Below are 11,950 nucleotides of genomic sequence, written 5' to 3'. Positions count from 1 at the left end.
CACGATACTGGGCAGCGTACACGCACCGGGGCGCGCGGCGCAAGGCCGCAACGCACCCGATACGCCCGCGGGCCAAGGGCTTAGTTGGACGGCGCGGGATACACCGCCTTGCCCGTGGCCACATCATGAGGATAGACAATGGCGAACTTCAGGCCCTTCTTGCCGTCGGGCACCAGTTGGCCGAGCGGCGTGATTTCGCCGATCTGCGCACCGTTCTTGTCCAGCTCGAAGGTGCCGTCTATGGTCTTGAGCTTGCCCGAGAGGCTGAACACGGCCTTGCGCAGCGCCAGTTGGTCCATGCTTTCGGTGACGGCCAAGGCATTCTGGATCACCAGGCCGGTGGTGTAGCCCGCCACGGCATTGAAGCCGAAGGCGACCTTGTTGTCGGGATACGCCTTGGTCCAGGCCGCCTTGAAATCCGGCAGCGACATGCCCGACTCGGCATGGTATTGCACTACCGAGGACGGCGCGTAGGTGTAGACGTAGCGCAGGCCGTCATTGCCCACCGTGGCGACCATGTGTTCGGTTTCCAGGCCCGGATAAATGGCGAAGAGCCACTTGAAGTGCGTACCCGAATCGCGCAGGTTGCGCAGGAAGGCAATGTCGTTGCCCGGATAGCCCATTTCCACCACGGCGTCGGGCTGCGAGACGCGGATGTTGTTGATGAGCACCGTGTAGTTCGAGGTGTTGGTGGGCACCCCCTTGTCGTAGACGATCTTCACGGGCGCGCCGGATTTCTGCACGAAGCCGCGGAAGGCATTGGCCTGCGTGCCGGTGAAATCATTGGTGGCATACAGCAGCGCAATCTTCTTGATGCCCAGCTTGGGCCCTTCCTGGGTCAGGAAATCGGCGATGTACTTGGGCCAGATGGTGGACACTGGGTCGGACATCAGCGCGATGTAGGGGTTGTCCGGGGTGAAGAAAGTGCCGCCCGTGCCGGTCTGGTCGAACAGCATCATTTTGTGTTCGCGCGCGATGGGCACGGCGATCGAGGTCAGCACCGAACCGCTGTCGGACACCAGCAGGTCTACCTTGTCCTGCGTGATGAGCTGGTTGTAGAGCGTGGTGGCGGTGGCGGTATTGCTCTGGTCGTCATAGGACACCAGCTTGATGGGTATGCGCTTGTTGTAGGGCTTGACCATCACGCCGCCCTTGGCGTTTTCTTCCGAGACCCAGAGCTTCAGGCCCAGGTAGACGGGCATGGAGATGGCCGCGAATGGGCCCGACGACGCATACAGGGTGCCCAGCTTGATTTCGGAGGGAGCGGAAGCCGCGACGGCCCCGGCAGACAAGGCCAGCGCAGAGGCCGCCAGCACGGATGATATTGCTTTACGCAACATGAGTAGTCTCCTTTTATATGCGGCGAAGACCGTTGTGCAAGCGGCGCATCGCCTGTGGCAATCTTTGTGGAGTCGCCATCGGTGCAGGGCCGCGCGTGCCGCGTCCCTGCACGAACCTGTATCCGTCATGTGGACACAAGAATGGTGCTTAAGGGCATGTTATACCCGAACACTTACGTCGCTCTGAATCATACGGGGACGGAACATCGGGGTATTCCATGATGTCTCAGGGCGCCAGGCCGTGATCCGGCCGGGCACGGTATGGCCGGAAGCACTATGGGCATCGAGACATAGCCCCAAGCACTACGAGCATCGAGCCAAGACGAGACAGGGCCGCCCCGGCTGCCAGGCCGGGACGGCCCTGTCCCATTCGAGGCATTGTTGCCGTGGCCGGTGGCAGCCGGCCGCGGCCCGGCATTAGAACCGGTAGTCCACCCCCGCCTGCAGCGACTGGGCATTGACATTGCCCGTGTGCAGCACACTGTCGTAGCGCACATAAGCGCTGGTCGACTTGCCCACCGGCAGCGTCGCCCCCAGCCCCGCCGTCACCAGGCCGCGCGTGTCGCGCGTACCCGCGATCACGAACCCCGTGCCGTCGGCCGCCGTCACCGACACGTTGCGGCCCGTGCTCTGCGTTTCGTAGGCATAGCCCGCCCGCAGTTGCACCGAGGCCGGCCTGTCGCTGTTGCGCAAAGTAAAGGGATAGTCCAGCGTCACGCCCACGTAGGGCTGCAGGCTTTGCAGGTGTTGATTGGCCACACCCAGGTTCTGCGCCGTCGAGCCGGTTTCATCCGTGCCCAGGCCGTCGAGATAGGCGTAGCGCACGCCGAGCCTGGGGGTGAGCACCACCGGGCCCAGCGACCAGGGACGGCTGGCCTGCAGGCCAGCGGTGAACTCCTGGCCATGGCCGTCGCCCTTCGCACTGCCCAGCGCCCCGAACGAACGCGTGGTCGAGGAGAAGTCGTAGGCGTAGCCCAGGGTGCCGGCCAAGGTGTAGGCGCCCAGGTTCTTTGCGCCGTAGCCGGCGATACGCAGGGTGTCCAAGGTACCCTTGGAACCATTGCCCGATTCGGTCACGTCGGCGTGGCTGTAGCCGCCGGCTACGCCGACCGTCCAGCCCTTCCATTGGTGATCCACGCCGGTCAGGAAGCCATAGCGGCGGTCGCGCGAGTCGGGCGCGCCGTGGTTGCCGTCGATGCGGGTGTCCGTGCCTTGGGCCTGGATCCACAGGCCGTTGCCTTGGCGTGGGCAGGACAGGGACTGTGCGGCGGTGCCTGACGCGCCGGCAACTTGGCTGCCAGCAGTGGACAAAGCGCCAGCCGCGCCTCGCGACGCAGCGCCGCTCGCAACCACGCCGCAAGGCCCGGCCAGCCGATCCAGCAATACCTCATTGGCGCCCTGCCCCGCGCGCAGCGCCGAAGAGCCCATCGCCCCGAAAATCGTCGCCTGCGTCGGCGCCACTATGCTGGGTACCAAGCCCAGGCTCACCGCATCAGCGGCATAAACCACCGACTGATTCACGTCCTTGGGCGTGTTGGCCGTTACCTTGGCAAAGGTGCCGTTCACCACCCTGGCACTCACCAGCGTATAGCTCTTCGCCGAGTACGTGCCCGGCCCATACAGAAGGCTCAAGTTCCCGGCCAGGGTCGCCGTACCTCCTACTTTCAATTGCGAGGCCTCTGTCGGGCTGATCTCCAACTGCAGCGTGCCGCCGGGCGACTGCGTGTAGTTGCCGCCTATCGTCAGCGTGCCGATCGAGCCGCCCGGCCACACCGTGCCGGTGCTATTCACATCGCCAGCGATGCTGCCGTGGCCGCGCAGCGTGCCGCCGGCGTTGACTTGTACATTGCCCTGGATGCTCGCCGACGGGTGGTCTGCATCGCCGACCGACAACATGCCGCCGTTCACCGCAGTACCCCCCGTGTAGGTATTGCTGCCATTCAGGGTTTCCTGGCCGCCGTCCAGCGCCAGCCCGCCCGTGCCGGAAATGACGCCTGCATAAACGCCTGAGGCATTGCTCAGGGTAAGGGTCTGGCCACCCAGCTTGACCCCGCCCTCGCCGCTCAGGCTCTGGATCGTGGCGCCGCCGCTGCTTGCCGAAATGTCGAACACGCCGCAATCGCAAATATCAACCCCGCTGGACGCGGCGATGCTGCCCACGCCCGACAAGGCCAACGTGCCCGCCTCGATCTGCGTCGGGCCGCTGTAGGTATTGGCGTGGCTCAGCACCACCTTGCCGCTGCCGTCGCCCGTGACCGTCAGGCCGCCCGGGCCCGATACCTGACCCGACAGGGTCAGCGTGTTGCCGCCGTCCACATAGAACGCCCCATTGCCGGCCAGGGACACCGCGCGCGCCGAACTGAAGCCGCCGTATGCGTCGAGCGTGCCGTCGTCGAACGTCAGCCCGCCCACGGGATCGCCCAGGTTCGCATCGCTGCTCACACTCAATATGGCGCCGCCACGGATCATCGTACCGCCCTGATAGGTATTGGCGCCCGTCAAGTATTCCTGGCCGCCGCTGATCGCCAAACCGCCCGCGCCGGTTATGGTGCCGGCATAATCGCCCGAGGCATTGCTGAGGGTCAGCGTCTTGCTGCCCAGCACGACCGTGCTGCCGCTGTCGCCGCTCAGGCTCTGGATGGTGGCGCCGTTGTCCGTGGCCGAGATGTCGAAAATGCCGTCGCCGCAACCGCAAGGGTCGAACTCGACGCTGCTGGAACTGGCGATGCTGCCGGCTCCCGACAGCGCCAGCGTGTCCGCGCCGATCACCGTCGGGCCGGTGTACGTATTGACATTGGTGAGCACCAGCGTGCCACCGCCAGCATAATCGAGCGTACCTGGAGATGCGCCGTCGCCTATGATTCCGGAAAGAGTGGCGGTCTGGCCTACGATCGCTAAAAAGCCGGCCTTGCCGCTTAATTTGAAGTCATTGGCGAGATTCAGGTCTTCACCGAAGAAAACCAGGCTGGAGTTGTCAGCCATGGACACTTGCCCGGTGCCCAAGGCGGTGTCGCTGCCCACCGCAACGAACGCGAGGGAAGCGACGGACGTGCCCCCCTGATAAGTGTTGTTTCCGGACAAGATTTGAGCGCCGCCGCCGATCACGAGGCCGCCGGCACCTTCGATGACGCCAGAGTAGTCCACCAGGGCTGTCGCATTGCTGATGGTCAGTGTCTTGCTGCCCAACTCGACATGGCCCCCGCCGACGAGGCCCCGGATCGTGGCGCCATTGTTCGTGCCGGAAATGTCGAAAGTGCTGTCGCAGTCACAGAGTCCGACGCCGATGGAATCGGCAATGCTGCCTGCGCCCGACAGCGCCAGCGTGCCCGAGTCGATGAGCGTAGCTCCGGTATACGTATTGGCATTGGTGAGCACCAGCTTGCCACCGCCCGAGAATTCCAGCCTGTCGCCCGAGGTTCCGCCGCCAATGACACCCGAAATGGTGCCGGTCTGGTTTGCGTTCGTCTCAAAGCTTCCGTGGGAATTCAGCGTGAAATCGTTCGCCAAGGTCAGGCCATCGACGCCGAACTTCAAAAACGAATCGGCATCCAGCGTCACCATGCCGGTGCCCAGAGCGTGGTCATTGCCCACGATCAGATCCCCGCCGGTTTGAACGGTTGTGCCGCCGCTATAGGTGTTGGCGCCCGTCAACGTCAAGACTCCGTCGCCGCCCTGGATCACGGAGCCGCCGCCGGTAATGAAATTGTCGACGGTTTGCGAGTCGGACAGGTTGAACGTGAGGCTGCCCGAGTCGATCTCGAGATTGCCGTTCAGGTGCCAGTCGCCGCTCAAGGTCAGCGTATTTTCCCCGCCGGTGAAATGAATGGCATCCGCCCGCGTCGTGCCGTCGCCGCTCCATCCGCCGGATATCGTGCCCGTATTGCCGATGACGAGGCCTGTGCCGATGATGCCCGCGCCCCCGAGGCCTGCGACAGACACACCACCGGCCGCCGCACCCCCGACGCCGCCCGAAATCGTGCCGCTGTTGGTAATCTGGAGACTGTCTCCGACTATGCCCGCGCCGCCGGTGCCCCCCACTCCGGCGCCTGCCGGAGCAGCGCCGCCACTGCCGCCCGAGATCGTGGCGCCGTTGGTGATCTGGAGATCGCTTCCGCGTATGCCCGCACCGCCGGTGCCCGAAGTACCCAGAAATACGGAAAATCCACCGGCGCCGCCAGCTCCGCCGGTGATGGCGCCCGACCCGGTATTGCCGATCGTGGCTCCGCCATTGACGATATACAGGCCATCGCCCCCTGTGCCGCCATTGCCGCCAGCGCCGGGAAGTATGGCGACGCCCCCCGCGCCGCCATCGCCGCCTCTGCCCCCAGTAAGCGCATAGCTGTTGCTGAAATTCGCGCCAGTAGCAGTGACTATGACCCCATAACCGCCCGCTCCGCCGCCACCACCGCCGCCACCGTACGAGACGGGACTGACTATAGAGAGGCCGCCGTCACCACCCTTGCCGCCCGTGCCGCCTGTCAGATCCACTGACAACGAGGGGTTACTGTCGAACACGGCACCGCTGTACCCCGCCGGCACTTCCCAGCGTACTGGCGCCATCGACGCCATCTTCACCATTGGGAGTGCCGGAAGTACCGCCGGGCCCTCCCCCTCCGCCACTCAGAACTGTCCCGATACCGCCGCTGCCGCCGGCACCGCCGTTGATGAGGCCGCCACCGGCGGCGCCACCGCCCCCGCCGCCTCCGCCCACAAGCAAGCCAGGCATGCCTGGACCGCCCGCCGCCCCCTCATAGCCACTGCCACCGGATGCGGGGACAGCGTTGCCGCCACCTATCCCGCCCGCGCCGCCGTCTGCCCAGGCCTGCCCGGCCATGCCGAGCAGGCCGCCCGCGGCCAACACCAGGCAGGCCGCGCTGCGCGCACAGGCTCCGCCCGTGCGCTGCCTGGCAAGTTCCGACGCGATCTGGAATTTTTCTTTGGCTGCATTCCACACCACCCGATAACTGCGATTCATCACTGCCCTCCTCAGGCCGTGTATTCGTGCGTTTGTTTTTTCACAGGAAAATCCGCCTTTTCTTACTTTTCTATATTTCGCACAAATAAGAGCCGCGAGCCCAGGCAGTTGGATATCCGTGGAAAGGCAATATTATGCGGTCATTTGATGATGCAAATGTCACTTTCTGATAAAAAAAATGGACATGAATGCAACATAATTAGAAGATTTGCGCACCGTATCCGGCAAGGTTCCAGGAAAAAATACCTATGAACATCAGGAACATGGACGATTTGCAGGCATCACGGGAATCTGCAGGCACTTATCCGCAAAGCGCAACCACCGGGCAGCCTGCAAGTCGATTGGCAGGAGGCCGGCCCGCGGGGATTCTTGGGTAGCCCCGGGGGCTAGTAGATTGCAGGCTCGCGGCTGCAGGACCCTGTCAGCCCTATGCCTCTTCCTGCCGTTTACACGGCAAGAAATAGCAGATATCGAAACGGAATATGCTCTCGGGCGACGAGCCGTCCATGACCTGTTTGGCGTGCACTTTCGGGGCAAACAGCCTGGGACGAACAGGACCGGCGCGCGGTCATCCGTCTTGCCCGATGTGCCCAGCACCGAGGCATCGTAAAGGCAATCGACGCTACGCGATAGAACTGGCGGCTGTCCGGCCGCAAAGATACGTTCGTTGTCTGTTCGGCTGTCCGCGAGGGCAGCGAAACGTATGCGCGAGCCCTCCGATCAATTATCGCTCGGCCCGAATGGTTATCAACAACCCCAGAAGAATCAGCACCGCACTGACGAGCAATGCGCCAGGCGCCGTCTCGCCCAGGAACAGCACGCTCAACACGAAGCCCACCAATGGCGTAAACAACAAGAACTGTCCCGCCGTGGACACGGTCATTGTTTCCAGGGCACGATTCCAGCACCACATGGAAAGGGCTGTGGCAATCACCCAGTTGTAGGCCAATATTGCCACGAGCCGAAAGCCGATATCGACGGCGTTTATGTTTTCCGTTGCCAGGCTCAGCGCTGCAATGGGTATGGAGGCAATCAACAATTGCCACAACGTCTGTACGACGACTGTCGAACGCCAGCGCTTTTTCCGGTACAGGCAAGAGCCGTACGCCCACCCTATCGAACCCAACAGAATCAGAGAACATCCGGCAAGGGTATGGGTGTCGCTCCAGTCGACAACCAAGGGATTGAAAAAGAACAGAACCCCAACCAGGCCCGTCAACACACCGGCCAACTTACGCATGTTTATCTGCTCGCCAAGCACCCATCTGGCGATCGGAACCGACCATAACGGCATGGTATATACCAGCAAAGCAGTACGGCCGGCCGGCACTGCGCTCAGGCCTATGATGGTCAGCCCCAGCATGGCGCCGATTTGAAGAAGCCCGACGACGGCCAATGGCCTGCGCTCCTCAGGCAACGGAAGCAATAATGGCCTTGCGCCCGACGCTAGCGATATGACAGCCAACACGATAGCCGCACCCCACAGCCTGAAGGCGGTGAACATCAAAGGAGGCATGGCCGCAATGGCAAGCTTCATCAAGGGGTAGTTTGCCCCCCAGGCGAAGAGCGGAATGGTTAACAGAAGACAGGCCTTCCAGGAGAGGCCGGGCTGAGAAAAAGAGGGAAGCGAGCTCACGCTACTCCTCCCGGTTTTTCATCGATTTTGATTCCGGATGGCGGAATCCACAATTCCATAGCCACGATGAAATGGCGCCAAGGCTTTCGGAGTGGGAGGAGAGGTAGAAATCTTCCGCGCGGCTTCAATGAGCAGCGGAGCGCCCTTTTTTCGTAAATCGTCAAGCGTCCAGCGACTTGCCGCGGCTGAAATATTGATTGCGCCAACAGGATTGCCAGCCGTATCTACCAAAGCCACGGCAATGTTCAGGTCGCCTCGATAGTATTCCTGGTTGGACCATGCATAGCCCTTCTCACGAGCCTCTTGGATCAATGCAATCAGCTTGGCCACATCGGTCTTGGTAGTGGGCGTGTACTTGACTCGATCGGAGGCTTCGATGATATTTCTCACGTGGCTGTCCGGCAACAGCGACAGGTAGGCCCGCCCCGACGCGGTGCAGTACATGGGCAGACGCCTTCCTATAGGCATGTGGACGATACTGTGTATGGGGCTGGGAAATCTTGCCGTAAATACCATTTCCAGGCCTTCGGGCTCCGAAAGGTTCACGGTTTCCCGGATCGTCCGGTTGACTTCGAGCAAGTAGGGATTGGCCCTTTCCACCAGCGGGCTGGCCAGTAAATACCGGTACGCGAACCCCAGCGATTTGGGGGCCAGGGAATAGCGCTTGGTTTGCGGATCTTTCCGCAGGTAGCCCAACGCTTCCAGGGTGTAGGCCAGCCGCTGCGCGGCACTCTTCGTGATCCCCGTAGCCTTGGCGATTTCAGGCAGGCTCATCGATGGGAATTCCGCTCCGAAAGCTTCGATGACGGCAAACCCTTTCTCCAGCGACTGATTGAACAGCGTCGACTGCCTGGCAGCCTCCAGCCTCCCCTCATCCGTCTCGTTGCCGGAGCCTTCCTGATCCATCTCGGACTGTCGTGTCATGCTTGTCGTTCCATCTTGTCCAGCAACCCATAGTAGCCGGCTACCATTTGCATTCCCGGAATGCGCAGGCGATGCATGAATATCGGATTGAAACGCCCCTTGTTCATGGGCCCGGCATCGACTGCCTCGCCGCAAACCAGGCGCGCCAGCAATTTTCCCAGAAGATTTGTCAGCGCGACGCCACGCCCGCCATACCCGACGGAATAAAAGATCTTTTCGCCCAGCTTACCGAAATGGGGGAAATCGTCCAGCGTCACGGCCACCTTCCCAGACCAGTGAAACTCGATCGCAGTGTCCTTCAACGCCGGGAAAGTGGATACCAGCATGCTGTGCAGGCCTCGATAAATATCCGGCGACTCCTTGCCGGTGATGTCGCCGCGCCCGCCGTACAACAGTCTATTTCCCGGAAGCATGCGGAAATAATTGACCAGATGGCGGTTATCCGTCACCAGTTGCCCCTGTGGCAGGATACTGCTTGCAAGCTCCGAAGGAAGCGGGGCGGTAGCCAGCACCGATGTGGAGACCGGCACAATACGCCGGGCCAAGTTGGTGCCAAGCGGCATCAGGTCAGTGTAGGCGTTCGTGGTTACGACCACTTTCTTCGCATACACCCGGCCGCGGCGCGTGGACAGTACCATGCCGCCATGGTCCCGCTCCATGGACTCGACCGGGCTTGACACATAGATAGGGATGCCCTTGCCGTGCAAGGCGGCGCCCAGGCCTCTGGCATAGTTCAAGGGATGAACTCCACCCGCCCGCGGATCCAGGTATCCGCCAGGGTAGACAGATGTCCCGACCATCTGGCGCATCTCCCGGGCATCGAGCATGCGCGCCCCATGGTCTCCCGCCCTACGAGCAAGCCATGCGATGTCGGCTTCCAGGGACTCGACCGACTTGCGCCCGTTGGCCGCAGTAATGTGGCCGTAGCGCGAAAACCCACAGTCGATACTGTATTCCCTGACAATGCCCTCCAGCGTATCCACAGCCTCCATGACCAGCCGGTAGAGACCGTGGGTAGTTTCATCGCCATAGAGGGTCGCCAGCTCCGAAAAGCCTTTCTTGTATCTCAGTACGGCCATCCCGCCATTGCGTCCGCTGGCTCCCCAGCCCACATCGTTGGCCTCGATGACAACACAGTCCACGCCGGCCTTGGAAAGGTGATGTGCCGTCGACAAGCCGCTATACCCGCCCCCGATAATGGCGACTTCGGTTTCTATGTCGTCTTCCAGGCAGGGAAGGTTCGAGCGGGGGTTGGCCGTAGCCGCCCATACGGAATTCGGATGACTCGGCATTTGTGTTGCTGCGTCCAATTGATGCCTCCTGTGCGATTCGCCGAGCCTCAAGTCCGTGCGGATGACGGGCTGGAATGAAATCCGTATTTCCCGACAGCAGTGTCCGGGCTGATTTTCCCGTTATCGAGGTCCGCCTGTATGGCGGCCTGCTCCCGAGCCAGAGGCTTGCCGTATCCACCTCCGCCCGCGGTTTCGATAATCAGCCGGTCGCCTTTCGAAAACCACGTCACCATCTTCGAGGGAATGACTTCCTCACGGCCGTCCGCGCGCACAATTACCGAATGGGCCATGGCGCCGTCGCTACCGCCATCGACCCCCAAGGGGGCGCTGAAGTGCCGTTCACCTCGATGGGAGAAGGAAATCTGGTCATCGAGCATTTCGTATTCCCGCACGATGCCCAAGCCCCCGCGAAAACGCCCCGCCCCACCCGAATCGCCACGCAGCGCCACGCGATGCACCCGTATCGGCGCATCCATCTCTATCGCTTCGGCCGGGATATTCATGCAGTTGGTCGCATCGGTCTCTATCACGTCGACGCCGTCCCGATCCGCGCAGGCGCCACTGCCTCCGGCAATGGTTTCGCCAATAATGAATTTTTCTCCAGTCGCCTTGTGCCCCCCGAACGCCATGACGAGCAACTCGCCCGCCGAGGCGGCTGGAACCTTGCCGGGCATGATGGGCGCCAGGGCGCCCAGAATACAACCCGCGATCCGCTTGATAGTCGCGGTACGCGCATTGACGGGCGCGGGATTGACCGGACTGACCAGGCTGCCCGGCGGAAGCCGCAGAGTGATGGGCCGGAAACACCCCCCGTTGCTGGGGATATGAGGGTCCGTGAGCGCTCTCACGGCATAGCAGACGGCGGCGAGCGTTCCGGAACGCACGCAGTTCAAGGGACCCTTGACCTGTGGGCTGGTGCCCTCGAAATCGAAATCGATGTTTCCGCCGCGAACGGTAACGGCGACCTCGATGCGTACCCGCTCGTCCAGGACGATGCCGTCGTTGTCCAGATAGTCGACGTAGCGGTATGTCCCCTCCGGCATGGCCGTCAGCGCCTGGCGCGTCATAGTTTCCGAGCGATCCAGGAGATCGTCGAAAACACGTGCGAGATACTCTGCACCGTAGACGTCGGCCAATTCGGACAAGCGCCGTGCTCCAACGTTGCAGGCGGCGATTTCCGCGTTCAGATCGCCCATGAAGGCATCCGGAGTGCGAACATTCTGCCGCAGGATCTTCACCAGCGTGTCATTGTAGACACCCGCAATGCGCAGTTTCAGCGGAGGAATCCGTATGCCCTCCTGGTATATCTCCGTTGCATTGGTCGGCACGGATCCGGCGGTCATGCCGCCGACATCGCCGTGATGGGTCATGGCGCCGCTGAGCGCTATGACCTTGCCCCGGTGAAATACAGGGGCCACGATGGCAATGTCGGGCAGGTGCGTACCGCCGCAGTATGGATCGTTGATAATGTAGGTATCGCCTTCCTGCATCGTCGCCACCGGGTACGACTCCAGGATGGCGGCTATCGCGGGGATAAGGGTCGCCAAATGAATCGGGATGGCGCATGCCTGTGCAAGCGTCGTTCCGTCCGGAGTGAAAAGGCTGGCCGAGGCGTCCAGACCTTCCTTGACGATGGGCGAAAATGAGCTCTTGAGCAGCGTCATTTCCATTTCATTGGCAATTCCTTCGAGCTTGTTCCGTATGACCTCCACGGTTATGGGGTCAAGCGGCGCCGCTTGGGCAGTTGTGCTTTTTTGCGCAACGGAGGCTGTGTTCATTTCAT

General features: G+C 62.0%; 7 protein-coding genes. All 7 read right to left on the bottom strand.

Features of this window, described 5'->3' with window-relative positions:
• Window positions 1–80: 80 nt before the first annotated feature.
• On the bottom strand, window positions 81–1,340 hold the full coding sequence (locus KVP10_RS09125; RefSeq protein ID WP_217964239.1) for an ABC transporter substrate-binding protein: 1,260 nt from the start codon (window positions 1,338–1,340) through the stop codon (window positions 81–83).
• Between the two features lie 417 nt (window positions 1,341–1,757).
• Complete coding sequence (locus KVP10_RS09120; protein ID WP_217964238.1) at window positions 1,758–5,900, bottom strand: autotransporter domain-containing protein; 4,143 nt, start codon at window positions 5,898–5,900, stop codon at window positions 1,758–1,760.
• Window positions 5,842–6,315, bottom strand: coding sequence for an ESPR domain-containing protein (locus tag KVP10_RS21585; RefSeq protein ID WP_217964237.1), 474 nt, complete (start codon window positions 6,313–6,315; stop codon window positions 5,842–5,844). The genes KVP10_RS09120 and KVP10_RS21585 overlap by 59 nt, the downstream gene beginning before the upstream one ends.
• 724 nt (window positions 6,316–7,039) lie before the next feature.
• Complete coding sequence (locus KVP10_RS09110) at window positions 7,040–7,951, bottom strand: DMT family transporter (RefSeq protein ID WP_217964236.1); 912 nt, start codon at window positions 7,949–7,951, stop codon at window positions 7,040–7,042.
• Between the two features lie 18 nt (window positions 7,952–7,969).
• On the bottom strand, window positions 7,970–8,875 hold the full coding sequence (locus KVP10_RS09105; RefSeq protein ID WP_246600499.1) for an IclR family transcriptional regulator: 906 nt from the start codon (window positions 8,873–8,875) through the stop codon (window positions 7,970–7,972).
• Window positions 8,872–10,185, bottom strand: a complete 1,314-nt coding sequence (locus KVP10_RS09100; RefSeq protein WP_217964235.1) for an NAD(P)/FAD-dependent oxidoreductase — start codon at window positions 10,183–10,185, stop codon at window positions 8,872–8,874. The genes KVP10_RS09105 and KVP10_RS09100 overlap by 4 nt, the downstream gene beginning before the upstream one ends.
• Window positions 10,186–10,214: 29 nt before the next feature.
• Window positions 10,215–11,945 (bottom strand): hydantoinase B/oxoprolinase family protein, encoded by a 1,731-nt coding sequence (locus KVP10_RS09095; RefSeq protein WP_217964234.1) that lies wholly within the window; start codon window positions 11,943–11,945, stop codon window positions 10,215–10,217.
• Window positions 11,946–11,950: the final 5 nt, after the last annotated feature.

This window comes from Candidimonas humi (genome assembly GCF_019166065.1).
In the GTDB taxonomy this organism is placed as follows: Bacteria; Pseudomonadota; Gammaproteobacteria; order Burkholderiales; family Burkholderiaceae_B; genus Candidimonas; species Candidimonas humi.
The sequence above is the reverse complement of the archived record's forward strand: the minus strand, read 5'-3'. Positions and strand labels throughout refer to the sequence as shown.

Coding starts and splice junctions, on each gene's coding strand:
- KVP10_RS09105 (WP_246600499.1), bottom strand. CDS start 8,875: ATGACACGACAGTCCGAGATGGATCAGGAAGGCTCCGGCAACGAGACG.
- KVP10_RS09095 (WP_217964234.1), bottom strand. CDS start 11,945: ATGAACACAGCCTCCGTTGCGCAAAAAAGCACAACTGCCCAAGCGGCG.
- KVP10_RS09125 (WP_217964239.1), bottom strand. CDS start 1,340: ATGTTGCGTAAAGCAATATCATCCGTGCTGGCGGCCTCTGCGCTGGCC.
- KVP10_RS21585 (WP_217964237.1), bottom strand. CDS start 6,315: ATGAATCGCAGTTATCGGGTGGTGTGGAATGCAGCCAAAGAAAAATTC.
- KVP10_RS09120 (WP_217964238.1), bottom strand. CDS start 5,900: ATGGCGCCAGTACGCTGGGAAGTGCCGGCGGGGTACAGCGGTGCCGTG.